This is a genomic window from Leptospira ilyithenensis, from assembly GCF_004771005.1.
GTDB classification, from domain to species: Bacteria; Spirochaetota; Leptospiria; order Leptospirales; family Leptospiraceae; genus Leptospira_A; species Leptospira_A ilyithenensis.
This window is the reverse complement of record NZ_RQHV01000050.1, coordinates 136,100-157,654: the sequence shown is the minus strand read 5'-3', so window position 1 is coordinate 157,654 and position 21,555 is coordinate 136,100. Positions and strand designations below refer to the sequence as shown.

The 21,555-nt window shown below is 40.8% G+C and carries 19 protein-coding genes; 8 read left to right on the top strand and 11 right to left on the bottom strand.

Annotated elements, in window-relative coordinates:
- Positions 1-121 precede the first annotated feature (121 nt).
- A complete protein-coding gene (locus EHS11_RS12065) occupies positions 122-1,021 on the top strand; it encodes a bifunctional helix-turn-helix transcriptional regulator/GNAT family N-acetyltransferase (protein ID WP_135764659.1) in 900 nt (299 codons plus the stop codon).
- 66 nt (positions 1,022-1,087) lie between these two features.
- Here EHS11_RS12065 and EHS11_RS12060 read toward each other — a convergent pair whose 3' ends face one another.
- Genes EHS11_RS12060 through EHS11_RS12045 form a run of 4 tightly spaced genes read right to left on the bottom strand, consistent with a single transcriptional unit; the run spans position 1,088 to position 4,900 of the window.
- A complete protein-coding gene (locus EHS11_RS12060) occupies positions 1,088-1,660 on the bottom strand; it encodes a DUF1569 domain-containing protein (protein ID WP_246047839.1) in 573 nt (190 codons plus the stop codon).
- A complete protein-coding gene (locus tag EHS11_RS12055) occupies positions 1,657-2,400 on the bottom strand; it encodes a TerC family protein (RefSeq protein WP_135764658.1) in 744 nt (247 codons plus the stop codon). The genes EHS11_RS12060 and EHS11_RS12055 overlap by 4 nt, the downstream gene beginning before the upstream one ends.
- A gap of 52 nt (positions 2,401-2,452) precedes the next feature.
- Positions 2,453-3,934 (bottom strand): hypothetical protein, encoded by a 1,482-nt coding sequence (locus EHS11_RS12050; protein ID WP_135764657.1) that lies wholly within the window; start codon positions 3,932-3,934, stop codon positions 2,453-2,455.
- 27 nt (positions 3,935-3,961) lie between these two features.
- The gene (locus EHS11_RS12045) at positions 3,962-4,900 is read right to left on the bottom strand and encodes an RluA family pseudouridine synthase (RefSeq protein WP_135764656.1); all 939 of its coding nucleotides are present in this window, start codon (positions 4,898-4,900) and stop codon (positions 3,962-3,964) included.
- Between the two features lie 59 nt (positions 4,901-4,959).
- On the opposite strand from EHS11_RS12045, the gene loa22 reads away from it, so the two are divergent.
- From loa22 to EHS11_RS12030, 3 genes are all read left to right on the top strand, one after another.
- Positions 4,960-5,526 carry an OmpA family outer membrane lipoprotein Loa22 gene (loa22, locus tag EHS11_RS12040; protein ID WP_135764655.1) on the top strand — a complete coding sequence of 189 codons (567 nt, stop codon included), beginning with the start codon at positions 4,960-4,962 and terminating at the stop codon, positions 5,524-5,526.
- 698 nt (positions 5,527-6,224) lie between these two features.
- Positions 6,225-7,223 (top strand): aldo/keto reductase, encoded by a 999-nt coding sequence (locus EHS11_RS12035; RefSeq protein WP_135764654.1) that lies wholly within the window; start codon positions 6,225-6,227, stop codon positions 7,221-7,223.
- A 3-nt stretch (positions 7,224-7,226) separates the two neighbouring features.
- Positions 7,227-7,817, top strand: coding sequence for a TetR/AcrR family transcriptional regulator (locus EHS11_RS12030; RefSeq protein WP_135764653.1), 591 nt, complete (start codon positions 7,227-7,229; stop codon positions 7,815-7,817).
- Between the two features lie 924 nt (positions 7,818-8,741).
- Here the strand turns inward: EHS11_RS12030 and EHS11_RS12025 are convergent.
- Positions 8,742-9,764, bottom strand: coding sequence for a rod shape-determining protein (locus EHS11_RS12025; protein ID WP_002972591.1), 1,023 nt, complete (start codon positions 9,762-9,764; stop codon positions 8,742-8,744).
- A gap of 153 nt (positions 9,765-9,917) precedes the next feature.
- Between EHS11_RS12025 and EHS11_RS12020 the strand changes: the two genes are divergently transcribed.
- Positions 9,918-11,519, top strand: coding sequence for a Ppx/GppA phosphatase family protein (locus tag EHS11_RS12020; RefSeq protein WP_135764652.1), 1,602 nt, complete (start codon positions 9,918-9,920; stop codon positions 11,517-11,519).
- Between the two features lie 45 nt (positions 11,520-11,564).
- Entirely contained in the window at positions 11,565-13,994 is a 2,430-nt protein-coding gene (locus EHS11_RS12015) for a SpoIIE family protein phosphatase (RefSeq protein WP_135764651.1), read from the top strand.
- A gap of 153 nt (positions 13,995-14,147) precedes the next feature.
- On the opposite strand, the gene EHS11_RS12010 is transcribed toward EHS11_RS12015, so the two are convergent.
- The gene (locus EHS11_RS12010) at positions 14,148-15,626 is read right to left on the bottom strand and encodes a leucyl aminopeptidase (protein ID WP_135764650.1); all 1,479 of its coding nucleotides are present in this window, start codon (positions 15,624-15,626) and stop codon (positions 14,148-14,150) included.
- Positions 15,627-15,631: 5 nt separating this feature from the next.
- Positions 15,632-16,102 carry a thioredoxin-dependent thiol peroxidase gene (gene bcp, locus EHS11_RS12005; protein ID WP_135764649.1) on the bottom strand — a complete coding sequence of 157 codons (471 nt, stop codon included), beginning with the start codon at positions 16,100-16,102 and terminating at the stop codon, positions 15,632-15,634.
- 73 nt (positions 16,103-16,175) lie between these two features.
- On the opposite strand from bcp, the gene EHS11_RS12000 reads away from it, so the two are divergent.
- Both EHS11_RS12000 and EHS11_RS11990 read left to right on the top strand, forming a co-directional pair.
- The gene (locus EHS11_RS12000) at positions 16,176-16,577 is read left to right on the top strand and encodes a hypothetical protein (RefSeq protein ID WP_135764648.1); all 402 of its coding nucleotides are present in this window, start codon (positions 16,176-16,178) and stop codon (positions 16,575-16,577) included.
- A 203-nt stretch (positions 16,578-16,780) separates the two neighbouring features.
- A complete protein-coding gene (locus tag EHS11_RS11990; protein ID WP_135764647.1) occupies positions 16,781-17,017 on the top strand; it encodes a hypothetical protein in 237 nt (78 codons plus the stop codon).
- On the opposite strand, the gene EHS11_RS11985 is transcribed toward EHS11_RS11990, so the two are convergent.
- From EHS11_RS11985 to EHS11_RS11970, 4 genes are all read right to left on the bottom strand, one after another.
- Positions 17,014-18,030 (bottom strand): hypothetical protein, encoded by a 1,017-nt coding sequence (locus EHS11_RS11985; protein WP_135764646.1) that lies wholly within the window; start codon positions 18,028-18,030, stop codon positions 17,014-17,016. The two genes, EHS11_RS11990 and EHS11_RS11985, sit on opposite strands and share 4 nt — an antisense overlap.
- Before the next feature lie 478 nt (positions 18,031-18,508).
- A complete protein-coding gene (locus EHS11_RS11980) occupies positions 18,509-19,534 on the bottom strand; it encodes a hypothetical protein (RefSeq protein ID WP_135764645.1) in 1,026 nt (341 codons plus the stop codon).
- Positions 19,535-19,545: 11 nt separating this feature from the next.
- On the bottom strand, positions 19,546-20,928 hold the full coding sequence (locus tag EHS11_RS11975) for an APC family permease (protein ID WP_135764644.1): 1,383 nt from the start codon (positions 20,926-20,928) through the stop codon (positions 19,546-19,548).
- Between the two features lie 2 nt (positions 20,929-20,930).
- Positions 20,931-21,497 carry an LIC10415 family protein gene (locus tag EHS11_RS11970; RefSeq protein ID WP_246047835.1) on the bottom strand — a complete coding sequence of 189 codons (567 nt, stop codon included), beginning with the start codon at positions 21,495-21,497 and terminating at the stop codon, positions 20,931-20,933.
- Between the last annotated feature and the right edge of the window lie 58 nt (positions 21,498-21,555).

Here is a 21,555-nt window from a genome sequence, read left to right as displayed (position 1 = left end):
CGCGACTTAATTATGTCCCCTCAGCACATTCTTTCCCAAGCGGGCCAAGTCGTTTTAATTTTTAGTTGCTTTTGACAACCTTTTTGAAATCCTCTTTTTGACAGAGGGGGGTGTATCTTTCATGCAAACATCAGTCGGTAGGATTCGGGAATTCAACAGGTATTATACAAATGCTCTGGGACTTTTGAACACTCACTTTCTTGATAGCAAATATTCTTTAACGGAAGCAAGGATATTGTACGAAATCGGCAATACGAATTTATGCACTGCAAGCGATTTGGTCCAACTTTTCGGTTTTGATAAAGGATATCTGAGTAGGACCTTAAAGCAGTTGGAGCGAAACGGGGTAGTTGTTCGCAAAAAAAGCAAAGAAGACACTCGAATTTTAAATCTGAGTTTGAGCAAAAAGGGAAAACAGGAGCTTACAGTATTAAACAAGGCATCGAATGAACAGATTGCAAATCTAATCAAACAGGCGTCAGCTTTTGAGATTGGTGAGTTGGTTTCGGCAATGGATATGATAAAACACATCTTAGCCGGTAACAAAGCACCCTTTTCCATACGGGAAAGCAAGGCAGGTGATTTGGGATATATCATTCACAGGCATGCATTATTGTACCAAGCTGAATATGAATTTAACGATGTGTTCGAACATTATGTAATTAACGGGATTTCCGATTATTTGAAAAACCGATCTGCTTTGGATAAGGTTTGGATTGCTGAAAGTAATGATCGGATTATAGGAGCCATTGGTATAATACATTCGGAAAATAAATCCGCGCAATTGCGTTGGTTTTATTCCGAGCCAGCTTATCGTAATTTAGGTGTTGGTAAAAAATTACTCACTGTTGCCATTGAATACAGCCGACAGCACTTTTCAGATTTGTCTTTGTGGACTCTTCATCATTTAGCGGCGGCACGCAATCTATATAATCGTTTTAACTTTATTCTTACGGATTCGAAGCCGAACGATGTATGGAAGCCAGGCTTAGTGGAAGAAAGGTGGGAATTAAAACTATAAAAGTTAAGGAGGCTCCTCTGCCGATTTGTCTGCTGCAGATTATCCTTTAGATTGATCCCATCGGTCTTAACTGATCTTCTTAGCTATTCTTTCAAAATGATTTTTGATATGAAGCGTATGTGCCAGATCAAATTCTTCCTTGTCCAATTCTCCATAGGCAAAATGAGGTTTCAATTGAGAAGATTCTTGTTTTTGAAATAGATCGATACTTTGTAGCAACCGGCTCAGCCCTAGCTTGTATTCAATCGCATTTTCCAAATCTGCGGCACCGGGGATAGGATCTTCCAATCCATGGCTCATTTTTTCCCGCAGAGAAAAAATGGAAAAAGCTAATTTTCCCACGGTTCCCTGAAACACTGCAGATTTCATTTCGGGAAAACCATTCATCGAATATTCTATACTTTGGGCACAATGGGAAAATACCTTTCCTAACGACCATTCTCCTGAAATAAACAGTAAGGATTCTCGGGGAATCAGGGTGGCTAAAAAATCCTTTGTTTCCTTCAATGATTTCAACGAATTTACTTTTGTTATAAAATCAGTATCGGTCACAACTATGGACTCCGAACGCATGTAAGTCGGCAGTAGCAGAATGGAAGTAGTGCCGGCAAGATTTTTTAAAAACTTGGATCGTTTCAATCGAATTTACCTTTTAAGACCACCGGCTTTTCATCAGGCTTACGAAGTTTCATATTCAGAAGTTCTACAATCACGGAGAAGGCCATTGCGAAATAAATGTATCCTTTCGGAATGTGCAATTCCCAACCTTCACCAAACAATGCTAAACCGATTAATATCAAAAAACTCAAAGCAAGAATTTTGATAGTAGGATGGCTATCCACAAAATCGGAAATACTACCGCTGGACATCAACATAAACCCAACGGATAAAACCACCGCAGCAATCATCACCCCCAATTGGTTCGTCATCCCTACGGCAGTGATCACCGAATCCAAGGAAAATACAATGTCCAAAATCATAATCTGAACGATTACTTTTGTGAAAGTGGTTTTTTTGGAATTTCCTTCCATGGACTCCGGGTCACCTTCCAGTTTGTGGTGAATCTCTGTAACTGATTTTGCCATTAGAAAAAGTCCGCCTACAATCAAAATCAAATCTCTTCCGCTGATTTCATGAGTGAAGATGGTAAATAAGGGAGAAGTTAATTTCATAATTAAGGAAAGGGAAAATAATAGCAAAATTCGTGTAACCATTGCTAGGAGAAGCCCGATTTGCCTGGCTTTCTTTTGTTTTTGTTTTGGCAAACGGGAAGATAGAATCGAAATAAAAATAATATTGTCGATTCCTAGAACGATTTCGAGCGCTGTTAGGGTGAATAGTGCCGCCCAAAGGGAAGGGTCAGTTAATGTTTCTATCATGAGTTCCTATATCGCAAAATTAATTGGGATTTTCTAAAAATCCAATCAAAATTTATTGAGATAAACCGAAGTGGATAAGCTGCCAGTTTTCGCAAGACACAAATTCCACTCCTTTTCGATTCCAAATTTCCTTCTTTTCACCTTCTACAATTGCCCAACCAAAAGAGTCGATATCATCTAATTTTGTAATCCCCGTATCCCAATTTCGGTTGTGGACCCAAGGATAATACTTTCCGGACTCGGTTAGTGGAATCAAATGGATTGGTTCTTTGCTCATTGCTTTCAGATATTTCACGGGCCAATAACTGGAAGCTCCGACGGGCTTTCCCCATTTTGTCCAGGTTTGCACAGTGCATTCGATTCGATGGTTTTGTTTGGTTTTATCGGACAGAATCTGTTCTTGTAATTTTGGATCGGGGATGAAACGGTTCGAACCTATGAAACTAAATGCAAGGAAAGTAGATACGAAAACTCTCAGTAAAATCTTTCTTTTTTTCAGAAAATAATAAAACAGACCGAAACAGGAAATCGGTAAAATGAACAGATAACGGGCATTAAATTCTATTCCAGTTAAGGATAAAAACAATAATCCGCAAAAAGGGGATAGAATCAAATATATATAAGGAATCGTAGAATGATAGGTTTCTTTGTCATTGACTCGTTTTTGAAATTTTTTCCAGGACAGTATAAAGAATAAAACGAAGATCCAATAAGTTGGAAATAAAAATTTTGAAACGGGAAGTTTCGAATTTTTGATAAAGACGGAAGATAAATGTGAAACAGGATTTGTTTTGAATGAAGCCAAGGTTTCCAGCAGTAATTTTTTAATTGGAAATTCATTCGGATTGTAGGACTGAAACCCGAGACGAACCAAGTAAAATAAAAAGATCTGGTATAGAATTACGGAAACAATGATATAAATGATGATTTTATATTTGCGGATTCCTTTGTCCGTTAAAAATAAAATCAATAGAGGAAGAGCCGAATGAACGACAAACCATGGCTCGGAAAATAAACTAACAGTAGTAAGCATGGTAAAAAGAAAAACAAAAGAAACCCGTGTCTTATCTTTCTTTTTGAATAAAATAAAAAAACACATTACCATAAAAATTTCAGCGGAGTGAAATCCAGGTAGATAAAATTGCCCCCAGGAATCCGGTGAAATTTCTCCTAATTTCAGAAGGAAAACAGTTCCCGCCAAACTCGCATAATTTGGAATTTCCATTTGCCGAAAAAAATAATAAACAAAAATAAAACAAAATCCCGCATAAAAGGAATATAGCTGGAAAACTTCCCCCGAGAGAGGATAGCTTAAGATAAAAAACAAAACGTCAGGAAAAAAACAATGGGAAGGGGGGAGGGACCATCCTGTTACATAGGATGGAGAAACCCAAAAATCACCTGCAAACAAAAAGGGGTAAAATGCATCGCTATTTGCTACTTCCCCGAAATGATAAAAATAAATCCTTTCCCAAGCGGGAAACAGAATCCAAAAGAAGAAAGATACAAGTAGGATTCTTAGCACAAAGAACATAAACCACAACTAGAGTTTGATTATGATTTAATAACTAACACATTTTCTTTCAAAAGTTTTGAATCTTTCGGGAAAATCCAATTCCACGGCCACCGTCTTTTCCGTTTGAAACGGGTGAGGAAATTCAATCCGTTTGGAAAATAACAACAATCCGTACTGAGCATATTCTTTTGCCGATCTGGAATACAGACTGTCACCTACGACGGGACAACCCGATTTTTGTAAGTGAACACGAATTTGGTGGGTCCTGCCTGTTTCCAAATCCAAAGATAAAAAAGAATACTTTCTCCCCGTATGAGTCTGAATGATTTTTTCCGTTTTGTAATGAGTGACTGCGGCTCTTCCGTCCTCTCTGACACACATCTTGATTCTTTCTACGGGATGGCGCCCGATCGGTAGATTGATTTTGCCTTCTCCTTCCACAGGAGATTGCAAAACCCAAGCATAATAACTTTTTTTCACCATTCTTTCTTGGAACATTTTTGAAAGTGCGGCGTGCGCTCTGTCCGATTTTGCAATGACAAGCACTCCTTCCGTAGGTTTGTCCAAACGATGTACAATCCCCGGTCTTCTGTCTCCGCCCACACTGGACAAATTTTGAAATTGATAGAGTAATCCGTTCACGAGCGAAGGAGAGTCGTCACCCGGTCCGCTATGACAAGGAATGCCCGCTTTTTTATGAATCACCATAAACTCTTCTTCCTCGTACAAAACAGGAATGTCCATTTGCACAGGCTCCAAGCGGGAAGGAGGTTTGGGAGGAATTTCGATTACGTATTTTTCTTCGGTGGAGACTTTATGTCCGTTTTTGAGAGGCTTCTCCAGGTTTTCCGAATTCTTAACAAATCCGGAATCGATCCATTTTTGTACCGTAGATCGGGACAAATCATCGCCTGCATTGTCTTTTAGGAAAATATCCAGGCGGGATTGATTGTATTCTTCGGAAACGGTAACAAATATTTGCATTTTCGGTTGTTATCTAATGAAAAGTTCTAAACTATGGAATCTGAAAGGTAGGTCAACTGATGAAAAAAGGAATTTTTAATCTTCTCCTCATCGCTGGTATTTCGCTCGCTATTTCTAATTGTTCTTCTACAGAACCTAAGCAAGAACCACAAGCAGATACATCCACTTCATCCAATACTTCAAACACTGTCTCTTCACGCGACTTGAATTTGGTAGCTTTGGACGAAATCAACACGGCACTGAAAGATTACCGTTATCCGGATGGAGTTCGTAAAAGAGGATTTAGCTACAAACAAGCTGACATTCAAAAAGAAGACTTCAATACTTGGGCAAAAGACAATGTTGCTTATATCAAAGAAGCTTTGAACAAACTTCCTGCAGAGTATCTTTTGCAAATCATCGGACATGCTGACGCATCCGGTCCGGAAGAAGCAGAAGGCGCTAAAAAAGGTAACGGATATTATTCTCAAATTCGTGCCGATGCAGTAAAAGATGCACTTGTAAAACAAGGAATTCCTGCTGAAAGAATCACTACGAAAGCATCCGGTTCTACCGCTCCTATTTCCGGTTTTTCCGAAACAGACGGAATCAACCGCCGAGTTACTTTCCAAGTTGTTACCAAATAAACGTTCGATGCTTCCGGCTCCTGTGCGCGTGACATTCCTGCCACGACGCACGAGCTTCGGCCGTCCTGGCCTCGCTACCGTCGATTGATCGGAGATTCACCTTTGATCCATTAGGTGGGAGACTGGGCTCTTTGCTCCAATCAAACGGAAAACAAGTAAAGTGATTCATTCTTAAATACGGAAAGCAATTCTCGCGGTAACGGAGGCCAAGGATGGCCGGAGTTTTTTCGTCGGAACAGGATGTTCCGCGAAAAAGAGCGGGGAATGTTTTCCGTTTGATTTCCGCTGCGAGCCCTGCTGCAGAGTTTCTAAGAGGGGTGTAGGCGGGGGTTGGATAGGGTTCGAGTTTTTAGAATACTATCCCCGCTCTAATGAGACTAGGATGGTTAACCACCCGCCACCCAATGACTCTCCTCTCTATCACATCACCTCTCCCTGTAAAGCGATGATACCGTTCCCTTGAAATTTTATTCAAATAAGTTCGCCTTTTTGCCCTAAACCCATTTGTGCGTAGAAAGATTTGTGGTACCTCTTACAAATTTTCTCCCGCTAGTCCCCTGGGCAGGCACGAATTTTTCTTTTTTCCCGCATTCGGAACCGACTCCTCTTCCTTCGCCTAAAAATTCTTCCAAAAACGGATTGACTTTATTAAGTTACATATTACGTTATATGTAACTTGTAACTTTCGGAGAACGAAGATGGGAAATTTAAAACAAATCAATTTAGGAAAAGGCGGACCGCTGGTTTCCTCGTTTGGGCTGGGTTGTATGGGAATGTCCGATTTTTACGGAAATAAAGACACCCGTGATGATAAAGAAAGCATCGCTACGATTCATGCCGCATTGGAAGCAGGGATTAGTTTTTTCAATACGGGCGACTTTTACGGAATGGGCCACAACGAACTTTTGTTACGTGAAGCAATCAAAGGCAAAAGGGAAAAGTTTTTCATTAGTGTCAAATTCGGAGCACTCCGCTCCCATAATGGGCAATTTTTAGGCTATGACGTAAGACCGCAGGCAGTGAAAAATTTTATCAGTTACTCATTGCAAAGATTAGGAACGGATTATATTGATTTGTACCAGCCTTCTCGTCCTGATCCTGAGGTTCCTGTAGAAGATACGGTCGGTGCGATTTCGGAACTCATACAAGAAGGAAAGGTTCGTTATTTAGGACTTTCCGAATCAGGAGAAGAAGTGATCCGAAGAGCGCATAAAGTGCATCCTGTTTCTGCTTTGGAAATTGAATACTCTCTAGCGACCCGGGTAGCTGAGAAAAAAATTCTACCTACAACAAGAGAATTGGGAATCAGTCTTGTTGCCTACGGTGCTTTGTCCAGAGGACTTCTTTCCGGAACCATCACCGGAAATTTAGCAGCAGGAGACTTCCGTTCTTTCTCTCCTAGATTTTCCAACGAGAACCTAACTAAGAATAATCTTCTCGTTGAGGAATTGAAAAAAATCGCGGATGGGAAAGGTGCAACTCCATCTCAGATCGCACTTGCTTGGGTGGCAAACCAAGGTGAGGACATTCTCACATTGATAGGAACTTCCAAGAGAACTAGGCTTGCTGAAAATCTAAAAGCAACAGAGATCCTATTGAGTGATGAGGAAAAATTCCGATTGAATGAGATTTTTCATGAAAACGCAGTTTTAGGAGAAAGATATCCTTCACAAGGAATGGCACATGTAGTAAGTTGAGTTATGCCTAGGACGGGACTGACTCCGCTTGAAATTCGGGAAAAAGCAATCGATGCCGCCGAAGAAAGAATTCGTCGGCATGGGTTTGAAAAATTCAGACTAGTAGACATTGCAAAAGATTTGGATGTAAGTCATGTTGCTTTGTATAAACATTTTCCCGACAAACAAGAGTTACTCAATGCAGTTTCCGAAAGATGGCTCAATCGAATTGATGAAACTCTTTTAAAGATCACCGAAAAGAAGAAGCCGTCCAAAGAATTGCTCTTTGACTGGTTTCTTACTTTTCACCAAATGAAAAAAGAAAAAGTCCAAACGGATCCCGAGCTTTTCAAAGCGTTTGACATCGCGGCGGAATCTTTAAAACCGTTCGTTGTAAAACATATAAATGAAATGTACCGCCAACTTCAGTTATTGCTTCAGAAAGCTTTGGATGAAAAAGCAATCCAAGGAGATTCTGCCACAAACCTGGGGAAAATATTTTTCGAAGCCACTGTCGGTTTTCATCATCCCAAATTGGTTCACCAACATCTGGCGGAAAAACGGGAAAAATTGTTAAAACAGATTTTAGAGACTATTTGGAATTCAACGAACTGAGCCTTCGTACACCACCTTACAAATGTTGTAAGGCAAGATGTGAGTCCTGATCAGTTTGAATCTAACTTCTTAAATTTTGCGCTTTCGGAGTATATAATTCTCTAAAAGCAATATCCATCTTAAATGTAGTAAGTTTTTCTCTGTTACTAAATAATTTTATCAGAATTAAATAGAATTCAAAAGCCGCGGCATAGGGAAATTGATTTTTTGCATTTCCTAATTTTGAAATAAGTGTATAACTCGTCCTCCTGAACTTTCTAGAGTAGTTTCAGAATGATTATTTAGAAAGTATCGCAGTAAAGACAAGGTTAAGTCTTTCGTATGTTTTAAAAATTGGTTATTATGTGAAATGGTCAAAATCCCACCAGATGGTTCGCTTATCGCGATTGCGCAGTTATAGGAAATGAAATTTTGAAGTTTGATTATGATTGCTTGATCAGAAAGATTTGCTGTTCTGAATATTTTAAAAGCATTAATACCATGTTAACAACTTCGAATTGATCATCGATAAGAGGAATAGATCCTTTTTGAGTATAATATAACAGGTATTCACAAGATAACTTTTATTAAAATCAAAGATTTCTAATCGTCGTGTCTAATGAAAATATCTGTTAGGTGAATCCGCGCCCCGGATCATAGCGGAAATCCTTTGCGTAGCAAAGATTGAAGCGGAGAGCCGGAAATGGCGCCCAAAGATTTTGCAAGAAATGGTCAAAAAGGCGAACTTAATTTTATTTTTTTCGGGGATTTTGGGAAAGGGATGGGCAATTCGATTTTTTTGTGTTAGGTGGTTTGTTGCAAGCCCACGAGCCACTCCCCCCAACCCTAAAAAGGGTGGGGGTTTTAAAGATTCCCGGGGAAAATTATGTCATATGAGAGGAGTTTGAAAAAGAGACGACGCCCGACTAGCGGGCGATTGGTGAATTATCTGATACCCGGTTTGATGTATTTGAGCTCGTCCAAATAACGTCCTGTTCCCAGAACCACGCAAGTGAGCGGGTTTTCTGCACGGAAAACGGGAACTCCTGTTTCTTTGGTGAGGTAGTGTTCCAAACCACGAAGAAGGCAACCACCACCTGTGAGAACGATTCCTCTTTCTACGATGTCGGCTGCAAGTTCGGGAGGAGTTCTTTCCAACACGGACTTGATCCCGTCGAGGATTTCGTCGGTAGGTTCTTTGAGAGCTTTTCTGATTTCGTTGGAATCCAGTTCGAGTGTGCGAGGAAGTCCGGAGATCGCATCTCTACCTTTCACTTCCATGGTATCCACTCGTTTGTCTGCGAATGCATTTCCAATGGTAAGTTTGATATCTTCCGCAGTTCTTTCCCCTACAACAAGGTTGTATTGGTTACGAAGGTATTTTACAATAGCTTCGTCAAATTCGTCCCCTCCTGTACGGATGGACTCGGCAATCACCATACCACCGAGGGAGATCACAGCGATTTCTGTGGTACCTCCTCCGATATCTACGATCATATTCCCTGCCGGCTCATGGATCGGGATGTTGGCACCGATGGCTGCTGCCAATGCTTCTTCGATGAGAAAGATTTCACGTGCTCCCGCTTGCTCTGCAGATTCCCGCACGGCACGTCTTTCCACTTCCGTAATCCCGGAAGGAACACCAATAACAATACGAGGTTTTACAAATGTAGTGCGATTATGGACTTTCGCGATGAAATAGCGGATCATCTTTTCCACAGTTTCAAAGTCGGCAATCACTCCGTCTTTCATCGGGCGAATGGCAACGATGTCTCCCGGCGTTCTACCAAGCATTCGTTTTGCTTCCTGGCCAACTGCTAGGACTCTTCCGGTGGAAGCTTGGACTGCTACTACGGATGGTTCTGAGAGAACAATGCCTTGTCCTTTCACATGAACGAGTGTGTTTGCTGTGCCTAGATCGATACCCATGTCGTTCGAAAATAGTCCGTAGAGGTTGTCAAAAATCATATGATGTCCTGATAATAAGTATGAAACGGTAGGATCACGAAGATGGTAAGTCGAAAAACCATCAGAAAAGCTTAAAACTACCTGTTCCCATTAATTTTCGGTAGGATTTTGCTTTCAACCGTAAAAATTTTTCATAGGATTGATACTAGAAAAATGCTACCATTCAGCCAACTTTTAAAGAAGAGAAGTGGGGCGAGTTCTCATGAAAAGATACTCGCTGCCATCGATCTGGGAACCAATTCCTTTCATATAGTCATCGTTCGCATCCGTGCCGATGGAACCCTCGAACCAATCACAAAAGAAAAAGAGTCCGTTCGATTGGGAAGCGGTAGCGGGGATTATGCGGTCATTCAAGAAGATGCAATAGAACGCGGGCTATCCTGCTTAAAACGATTTAAAACATTGGCCGATTCTTACCAAGCTGAGATCAGGGCTGTCGCCACAAGTGCGTTACGCGAAGCCGAAAACAGAGACATATTTCTTGAACGCTCCGAGAAAGAAGTGGGTTTGAAAATTGACGTGGTTTCGGGAAATGAAGAGGCAAGACTCATTTATTTGGGTATATTGCAGGGACTTCCCGTTTACGATAAACGGATTTTGATGATCGATATCGGCGGAGGAAGCACTGAACTACTTGTGGGGGAAAAAGGGGAGATTCTTTTTTCTACGAGCTTGAAACTGGGTGCTATCCGGCTTACGGAAAAGTTTTTGAAAAAAGATCCTTTGGGAGTTGTGGATTTGCAAAAATGTAGAATTCACATCGAATCCGTGCTTTCCGCCTTTTTACCTCAAATTGAGCAATGGAAACCCTTTCAAGTTGTCGGATCTTCCGGTAGTATAACATCTGTTACTTCTATGATTTTGGAGGGCAGAGGGGAAAAACTAGATCGTTTGAACGGCTTTGAATTTACTTATGATCAGTTCAAAGAAGTTCGTAAATCCGTCTTGGAAGCGGATAGTGTGAAAAAACGTCTGAAAATCCCAGGACTTGATTCCAAACGAGCGGATATCATCGTGGGTGGGATTTTGGTTTTGGATGAAGTATTGCATCTGGTGAAGGCGCCTTCCGTGATTGTTTCCGATTTTGCACTCAGAGACGGAATGGTGTATGATACGATTGAAAGTTGGTATCGCCATGAGAATACGAACCTACCCGCTTTGGATAATATCAGAGACAAGGCGCTCCGAACTGTGTCCAATTTGTATCCGCAAGGGAAAAAACATGCGGAACAAGTTGCAAAGCTCACCTTACAGTTATTTGATGATTTGAGAGATATGCACGGATTGGGAGCTCAGGAAAGAGAATATCTGGAAGCGGCTTGCCATCTTCACCAAGTGGGACTTTGTATTTCCCATCATTCCTATCACAAACATAGTTATTATATTATTAAAAACTCCGAGGCAATGGTTGGATTTTCCAATTCGGAAATCGAGATCATCGCACTTGTTTCCCGTTATCATAGAAAGGGCGGGCCCAAACAAAAACATGAAGAGTTTAAATCTCTTCGTCTCGAGGATCAAATTTTAGTAAAAAAACTTTCTTCCTTGCTTCGGATCGGAGACGGATTGGACAGATCGGAAAAATGTTTGATTGATCAGGTGAAGGCGGTTCGCCAAGGTTCCAAAGTCGTATTGGAAATGATCCACTTGAAAGAAAACGATCCGCATTTGGAAGTTTGGTCCGTGGAAGAAAAAAAAGATCTGTTTGAAGAGACATTCGGTTTGAAGTTGGAGTTTCAAGCCAAGTCTTCCTAAAAGATTGGCGATGAGAACTCTATTTTTGAGCGAAAGGTGATTCGAATGAAATATGTATTCTATCTACTCGCCTTTTTTGCTTTTACACCGGCCTTCGCTTTACCCATCGACTTGAGTAAAAACTGGCAAGTGACTACGGGATGGATTTTGGAAGTTTTGCCCAGTTCTCCCCGTTGGATTCAATTGGATGTTTTGCCTTTGAGCGAAATCGTTCCGAAATTGAATTTTGAGCCGGATAATATTCGTTATGTGACAATGCATAAGAGTTTTATCATCACAAACAAGGATATGGAAGAAACTGCAAAAGATGCGTTCAGTTTGCATATCCCTTATATTTCGAATGTGTACCAAGTATATATCAACGGTGATTTGGTAAGTCGGGGAGGGGAGATCGAAGACGGTCGGATTTTGAAAAGCGGGTATAGGCGCCATATCACCGTTGGTATGGATCGTTATCGTCTGAATCTCGGGTGGAATGAGATTCGGATTCTGATTGCCTCCGCTCCTGGTGAAGAACTGAGCGTTTATCGTTTGTTTAATGATATTCCAGCAAAAATCGATTTTGCTTCCGAAAACAGGAAAATAAACGAGGAGTATTTTACCTATATGCTTCTCTTTTTGTATTTTTTTGTCGGTGTGTACCACGGATTATTTTATATAAAAAGAAAAAAAGAAACATATAATCTATATTATGCGTTGTTTGCGGTATTTTTATCCGTTTATATGATATTCCGTTCTCAAGCGGTTTATATTTTGGAGTTGGAACCTTATCTTCAATCCCGGTTGGAATACTTCGTAGTTTTTTTTATTTCTGCCTGGTTGCTTCTTTTTACAGAACAGTTTTTTCGAGGATACCTCAGCAAGATTTCTCTTTCTTATCTGATTTTTGTCTGTGTTTTGGCTTTGGTTCAGTTTTTTGTGAGTCGCGCAGTTTCCATACAGATTTTATTGATTTGGCAGGTTTCCGTTTTAGTTTTTTCATTATATACCCTTTATTTGATTATCGGAGGGGTAGTTACCGGGAACCGGGACGCAAAGCGAATGTTATTTGGCTTTGTTGTCATGTTTGTCTCCGGGTGCTGGGATGTTTTGGGAAGTATGGGGGTTCTTCCCATTCAGAATTTGGGACTGCTTCGATTTGGTTTTCTATTTTTTGTTTTGGGAATTGCCGTCGTACTTGCCAATCGTTTTCTTCGCGTTCATAAGGAAGTGGAAAAACTCAACGCTACCTTGGAAAAAAAAGTCGAAGAAAGAACAAATGATTTACAAAGGACACTTACCACCGTACAGGAGTTAAAGATACAACAAGACGGAGACTATTTTCTCACATCCCTTTTGCTTGAACCTCTTTCTGCAAATCATCAGGATTCACCTTTGGTTCAAATCGAATCCTATACCAAACAAAAGAAAGAATTCGAGTTTAGAAACAAAAAAAGGGAAATCGGCGGCGATATCATCATCACCGATGTGATTCTATTAAACGGAAAAAAATACACAGTATTTGTAAACGGAGATGCCATGGGCAAATCCATGCAAGGGGCGGGCGGAGCACTTGTGCTTGGCGTAGTGTTTTTATCTTTTATCAAAAGGACTCAATCCAAAAAAGAATACAAGGAAAAGTCTCCGGAACGTTGGCTGAAAGAATGTTTTTTGGAATTACAATCTATCTTCGAGTCTTTTGACGGTTCCATGCTTATCTCCGTAGTGATCGGCCTTGTGGAAGAGGAAACAGGATTACTTTATTATATCAATGCGGAACATCCTTGGACGGTTCTTTATCGGGACGGTGTGGCGTGTTTTATCGAAGAGGAATTGGAATTACGCAAGATCGGAACCAAAGGAATGGAAGGAGAGATTCGTATTCGTATTTTTCCATTGCAGGCGGAAGATGTATTGTTTGTCGGATCGGATGGTCGGGATGATTTGATTTTGTCGGAAGGATTTCCGGAAAATCGCCTAATCAATGAAGACGAAACTCAGTTTTTGCGTAGAGTGGAAGAGTCCAATGGAAACTTGGAAGATTTGGCGGAAAGACTTAAATTGTTTGGAGATCTTTCTGATGATTTAACACTTATTCGCCTGGAGTGGAAGGGAGAGCGCCCGTCACTCGACGATGCTCAAGAAGAACTTAGGGAATCCGCACGAACATCGCTTCAAGCCAAAGACTATGAATCCGCTGTAGAAACCTTGGAAAAGATATTTACTTATCTGCCTACGGACAATGAAATTCTGCTGCAACTGAGTTATGCTTATCGCAAGTTGAAACATTTCAAAAAAGCGATTGATCTGGGAGAACGATTGAGATCAAGGGATCCGAAACATTTTAAAAATTTGGTTCATTTGATCGGATGTTATCGGTTGGTTCGTAACGAAGAGAAGGCTAAGAGACTATTGTCGAAATTAGGTGTTATTGATTCGGAGCACCCTCAGTATTTGAAGTTGAAATCCGTTTTGGAAGGGAAGTCTTTGTTGTGAGTTTTTAGGATACTATCCCCGCCCTATCGACATTGGGTGGGGTTAACCACCCCGCCACCCAATGCGCTCCTTCTACCACATCACCTACTTCTCGTAAAGCGGCTTTCTTGTTTCAGGAATTTTTCTTCCGATTTGTTCGCCTTTTTGTCCGGTTTATTTCTTCGCCAGCTCGTTTGCCAGTTCAACTAACAGACGTACCCCGTACCCGGTAGGTCCGCTGGTTTGAGTTCCTGAAGCTTTTTTTCTCCAAGCCGCACCTGCGATATCGATATGAGCCCAATCAATTCCTTCGGAAACAAACTTGGACAAAAAGACTCCGGCAGAAATCGTGCCGCCGCCTTTCCCGCCGCCTGTGATATTTTTCAAATCGGCGATATCCGATTTCAAATCTTCGCCATATTCTTCCCAAAGAGGCAGTTCCCAAACCCGATCATCGGACGCATCGGATGCTTTGTGCAAAGCATCCCTAAGCGGGTCGGAATTTGTCATAATTCCCGCAGCTTCATGACCTAACGCGATGATTACGGCACCCGTAAGAGTGGCAAGATCGACCATATAATCCGGCTTGTAGTTTTTGGAAACATAGGAAAGAACGTCACCGAGCACAAGTCTACCTTCCGCATCCGTGTTTTGCACTTCGACAGTAGTTCCGTTGTAAGCAGTGTAAACGTCTCCCGGTTTGATCGCCTTTCCATCGGGCATATTTTCCGCAACCCCGATCGCTGCGATCACATGGATGGGGGCTTTGAGTGCCGCAATGGCACCTATGGCATGTATGGCGGCAGCGGCTCCGCACATATCATACTTCATCTCGTGCATTTCACCCGGAGGTTTCAAGGAAATTCCGCCAGTGTCGAAGGTGAGGCCTTTTCCGACGATTGCAAATTTCTTTTTGGCTTTCGCAGGCTTGTATTCGATGATCACCATCTTGCCGCTCAGTTCCGATCCCCGACTAACAGCGAGAATTCCCCCGAAACCTTCTTTTTTCAATTGAGGGTCATCCCAAACTTTGACAGTGAGTTTTCCTTCTTTTGCAATTTCTTTGGAACGGGAAACAAAATCATCCGGGGTAAAATAATTGGCAGGTAGATGTGCGATATGTCTTGCACCATTGATATGTTTGGCGACAATTTTGCTTTTTTCCAAACCTTTTGCCGCTTCCTTCTCGGATTTTTTATCTTCGAATACGAGTGCGATGGAACCCGGAGTGGTTTTCTCTTTTTTCTTGGTTTGTAAAACACTGACAGGATAAGATCCGATGGAAAGCGAGTTTGCGATTTGATAAGCGATTCTTTCAGCAGAAAAAAGTTTCGTAAGTTCTTTTTGAATATGGATTTCCAAACCGACTCCGTTCCATTTTAAAACTTTTTCGCCATATTTTATAAATAGACCGGCTAACTTACGAAAGATGAGTTTTTCTTTTTCACCGAGACCGATGTATAGGACTTGTTCGGATTCATCTTTTAGTTCTTGTCCGAAATCACCTGAAAAAACTTTGGCATTTACCTGGTTCGGAAATTTTTTGCCAAGTTTTTCTTTTACTTCGTCTTGGAATACTAGTTCGATTTTATAATGAGTATTGCCTTTGAGATTGCCTACTTGGAAGCTGAGAGGAGAAGTTTCTATTTTCATTTTTCTTATAATTCCTGAATATCTTTGATGATTTCTTCTACGTGACCTTTGACCCTTACACTGTCATAGATTTTTTTGATTTTGAGAGAGGAATCGAGGATAAAAGTAGTACGAACGATTCCCATACCCTTGCGGCCCATAAATACTTTTTCCCGCCAAACGCCGTACTTTTCACAAATTTCACCTGTCTCATCCGAAATCAGATCGAAATTGAGACTTTCTTTCTCTATAAATTTTGTATGAGACTTGGTTGTGTCTTTGGAAATGCCCACAACATTGAATCCTAATTTTTTGATTCTTGCGAAGTTATCCCTAAAATCACAAGCTTCCGTTGTACAACCCGGGGTCATATCGCGCGGATAAAAATAGATCACGACTCCGTTTTTGCCTACTAAATCGGCAAGTTTCACTGATTCGTCATTTGCGTTTTTTGCTGTAAAGCTCGGTGCCTTCTTGCCTACTATGAGTTCTGTCATTGGATCCCCTTTTTATTTATCACTTAGACAAAATTCTATTGTAAAATCAAGATTTTCTAGCGATAACATAAGCATGGAATCAAAGGAAAGAATACAGCTGATCCGGGAAGGAAATCAGGCTTTTAATGCGGGCGATATCCGAAAGGCCCGTGAGATCTTTCTCAAAACCGGCTACCAGGACGGACTTGTTCGTTTGGGTGATCATTTTATGTACGACAGGAGACTTCCTATGCTTGCTTTCGGTTATTATAAAAAGGCGGGTCGTCAGGACAAGGTAGACGAGATATTCCAACGAATGGTGATGGCCTTGTCCGAGTGGCTGGGCAAAGACAAGTTCAAATCCTCGGAGATTTCTACCGTTTCCGATCAAGCCGCAAACCGAGAGGAATCCGTAAAAGAACTGAATCCTGACGATTTCAAAGTTCATCCCATCCTAAGAGCAAAAGCTTTGGAAATTTTGAATGGGAGGAAATAAACTAGCCGCTAAATAATCAATTCTTTCACCTTACAGACATTTATCGTATCCGCTCTTATTTTATTTTCCATTATTTCCGGCAAACTTTTCTTTCGTTTCGGATTTCCGATCCTTTTGATTTTTTTAATCTTCAGTATGTTAGTCGGTTGGGACGGACCGGGTGGACTTGATTTTGCGGATTATAATTTGCTCAGTTTTTCCCGTTGGTATTTCGCCCGGTTTTTCTCTCTGCATACATTATCGTTTCCTTGTTCGAAATCAAACTTTCCGCCGAATCCCATAGACTACTCTTTGCCCGAGGGGAACAGTTTTTGATTCCTTCCGGAAATACGCAAGTGAAAGGAGGAGATGTGGTTTTGGTATTTGCGAAGGACGAAGTCATATCCTATATTGGAAATGTTTTCCGAACAGAGGGTATGACTCCGATAGTTTCTTCTTAAAAATAAAAATCTTTTGCTACACCTAACTGAGTGGTGGTGGATATGATTCTTTGATCTCTTGTGTAAAGCAACTTTTCATAAAGTGTCTTGTTGACGACATCCATTTGCCCGTCAAAACCAAGGGAAGCGGACGAAACCATTCCTGTCACGTTGGTTCCGATCGGGTTGGATATCTTTGTTCTGATCGTGTCTCTTTCCGTTGTTATAAAAAATTGGAATGAATCGGAAATTTTAAAACTCATTCCGATTAGAAATCTATTTCCACTTACCTTATAGTTTCCTTCCGAGTAACTGTGCCGCATTAGGGTATTGGCTGAATTGTCGGCTGAACTCAAGAATCCTTGCGTTTTAATTTCCGCTTGGTATTTTCCGTTGGACTGGACCAGAAGGTTGCTATACAGCAGCGAATCGAAATAAACAGTTAGATTCGGACTAAGATCGTATTCCAAACCTAATCCGAAATAGCCGAGTGTCGCATTACTTTTGTAAATTTCTTTTCCGGAAAATGTATCCATTGAGGTTGCTGAAAAAAGATAAGAATCCACTTCGTTTTTTAAACTTTGTGTTAAAGAACGGTGTACGAATTTAGGAATGATCCTAAGCCCTCGATAAGCATCAATGACGGTTCCGAATGTAATTTCTACTTGCCTGTAACCACCGGAATACTTTCCATTATGCACTTGAGACTGCCCGTATCTTGACATCGGGTATTTACCACCGATTGCACTGAAATTGATACCAAAGAGCAAATGGCTGAATAGATTGTCATACAAAGGTGTGTAATAATCAACTCCCAACTTGCCGCCATGAGTTTTGTTCTTATGGTTCCAGTTGTCTTCCAAAGTTCCGTTATACAAAGCCTGAAAAGCTCTATTTCTTGGTTCCCAATCCGAATTATAAGATCCGGAAAGTACAGTTGTTTTGAATCGAAGTGTGTCACCTTCTGCTTTACCCGCTTGGGCGAACAAAGGTGTTAAAAAAGAAATAGATAATAGTAGAAATAGAAATTTCATACTTTTTCTCCTTGTTATGTAGAGCAGAAAGCTCTTAGTTTTTTGAATTTTTTTGATTTAGCTTGGAACCGTAATAAACGGGGATTGCGCTAAGCGTAATCATTAACCCCCATAATGCGGTAATTGGTTTTTCTTTAAATAGAACGATCATAGCGGCAATATTCGCTACAATATAAATTAATATAGGAAAAGGATAAAAGGGATTTTATAATCCGATTTAAGCCTCATTTTTTCAAATTGAAATGGCTAAGGACCGTCAAACAAAACAATACCAAGATGAACAAGTGATTATATAAAGCAAGACTTCAACCTCTTTTATTGATAAAAAAGAACTGCGATGACTGCTTGAAAAAAAAATTGATATGTAAGGACTGTGGTATTTTGATGCACTTTTGCAAAACTAGGCAAAAATGCGCCATCTCTCGCCATTGCAAAATACGCAAGTGAAAGGAAAGGATGTGACTCCTAAGCTTTCGAATTAAAAGTTAATATCTTTTGCCACACCTAACTGTAATGTGGTGGACTCGATACGTTGTTTTCCCGAATATAAGAGCATTTCGTAAACTGTTTTATTGATTGCATCACCTTGCACGGCAAAGGTGGGACGAGTGGACAGGGAAAGTAGTGCTAAAACGTTTGATCCTATCGGATTGGAAATTTCGGTTACAATCGTATCCTTTTCCGTAGCGATGAAAAATCGGAACGAGTCGGTTATCTTTAAGTTAAAGCCAAGTAAAAACCGGTTACCACTGACTTTATAATTCCCTTGAGAGTGATCCAGTCTTGTCATGGAAACAGTAGAGCTGTTGGACAATAGAAATCCTTGTGCGTTTCCATCCACTTGGTATTTTCCGTTGGATTGTATCAGGAAATTGCTGAATAGAAGCGAGTCGAAATAAACCGTAAGAGTGGGAGTGATATCATACTCCAAACCCAAACCTAAATACCCCAGCGCGGCATTGCTTTTGTAAGTTTCCGTTCCGTTCAATAAACCCAAGTTAGTATCGGTAAAGTAGTAAGTATCCACTTTGTTTTTAAGATTTTGAGTCAAAGAGCGATGTACGAATTTAGGAATCACCCTGAGTCCTTCGTATGCGTTGATCACTGTTCCGAATGTGAGTTCCAGTTGATTGTATCCGCCTGAATATTTTCCGGTTTGCAATTCTCCCGTTCCATATCTTGCCATCGGAAAGCCGCCATTGATTGTGCTATAACTTGCACCGAAGAGCAGATGGCTGAAAGTAGTATTTTTTAAAGGTGCATAATAATCGACGCCCAGCTTACCGCCGTAAGCTTTGTTTTTATCCTTCCAATTGTCTTCCAAAACTCTATTGTAAAAAAGTTGAAAGCCTTGGTTTCTGTTTTCCCAATCCGAATTGTAAAACCCTGAAAGTAACGCAAGTTTAAGTCGAACGGCATTGCCTTCTACCTTACCTGCCTGAGCCAGTAAGGGAGTAAAATGTAGAATAGGTAATAATAGAAATAGAAATTTTATTTTTTTCATATCTCTCTCCTTCATTGAGTGCGGAACTCTTTTTGTATCGTAATTTTTTTGTTTAACCTAAAGCCGTAGTAGACTGGAATTGCGCTGAGTGTAATCACCAGTCCCCATAATGCGTTCACAGGTTTTTCTTTAAATAAAACAATCATAACTGCAATGTTTGCCAACACGTAGATGATCATAGGAAACGGATAAAAAGGAATTTTATATTCGGATTTGAATCCCATCTTTTCGAATCGGAACGGGGTCATTGCCGTCAAACAAGACAATACCAATATGGAACAAGTGATCATATACAGCAATGCTTCTATCTCTTTGACTAATAAAAACAGGATGGCGACCAAAGCTTGAAAAAAAATGGAAACATAAGGGCTGTGGTATTTTTTATGAACTCTTGCAAAGCTCGGCAAAAAAGCACGGTCTCTCGCCATTGCAAAATACACCCGACTGCCGCCAATGATGATCGCCGAGAGTGATCCGAGGATAACCCAGGAAATAAAGCCCGTTGTGAGAACGGACAGGTGACTTCCAAGTAACCTTTGAAAGGCGATTGCTCCGATTCCGTCTTGCCCTGACAAAACATCGCTAGGTGCCGATACCAGGAATAAAGTATTTAAAGAAATATATAATCCGGTTACAAGCAAACAGGCTGTTGTCGCGGAATGAACCAGATTCTTTTCGGGAGATTTTACCTCTTCGGCTATATAGGTAATCATGTTCCAACCCAGATAGGAAAAAGATACTGGTACGATGCCGATTAAAAGTTTGGATAAAAAGGAAAAAGATCGGAAGTCGGGAAAAGGTGCGTCTAACAGATAACTCCAATTTGCATTTCCCAAGGAAAAACCGAATATCAAAAACAAAACCAGACCGATGATTTTAACTACTGCAAAAAAGTTTTGAACACGAACCGCCGATTTGATTCCGAAAAAATTAAGTACGCTGAAAAATACGATTGGTAAAACTCCGATGAAGGTCGAAGTACCGATTTGAAAATCGACGCCTAAGAATTTGTAGGTGGGAGAATTCCAAATAGGGATATTGGGAAATAAAATGCAGATATACTTTCCGAATGCCAATGCGAGCACCGAAATACAGGCGGAAAAATTAGTAAGTAGGGAAGACCATCCGCTTACAAATGCCAAAAGTGGAGAATAAGCAACTTTTAAATAAACATAGTCCCCTCCTGCAAAAGGAAGCAGGCGTGCGGCATATGCATAAGTGATTGAACCGCATAGGGCGAGTAAACCGCCCAAGGCCCAACAGATTAATACGATCCAGGGATTTCCCGTTTCTTGTAATAGAAAACCGGATGTGAAAAAGATGCCCGACCCCACCATCGAAGAAAAAAGCAAAGAGATGGAGTCAAAAAGATTGAGGGAACGCTTTAACTCCAGGCTTATCCGCCTAGCAGGCGTTTTACAATAGTTTCGGAAAGAGGTTTTTGTGCATAAGGAGACACGTCTCCCATTTTCCCTTTGAATTCTTCCGGGCTATGCATCATACCGAGAGAGAAAATATTTTCTCCTTCTACTTCTTTCTTTTTCAGTTCTTCTACCAAAGCACGAATCCCGGACTGGGTCGCAGCCAATGAGTCCTTTTTGGAAAAATTTCCTTCGGCATTTGCCAGTTCCGGAAACAATGGCTCGTTTTCAAAAAGAATATGAATCAGATCTTCCTGTTTGGTGTTATTGTCCTCCAGGAAACTCATTCGGGATTGTTCCCTGGACAATTGTTTTTGTAATTCCGTCAGCTTTGATTGGATGTTGTGGTACTGGACGGGAAGGCTAACAGCAAAATCCGATTTTGTTTCCGAAGCTTTCGCGCTCGCGTTTGCTCCTGAAGAATTTGTGTCTTTTACTTCCTTTTTGTCCTGAACAAATCTTTCTGCAGAATTGAGAAGCCGGTTGAGACGAACATCCATGTCCTTACCTTCCTTGATAATCGGGTTATGTCCCCATTTCATGGAGAAAGAAACCCTGAAGCTACCAATCTAATTATCGGTAGCTACGTACAAGAAGAAG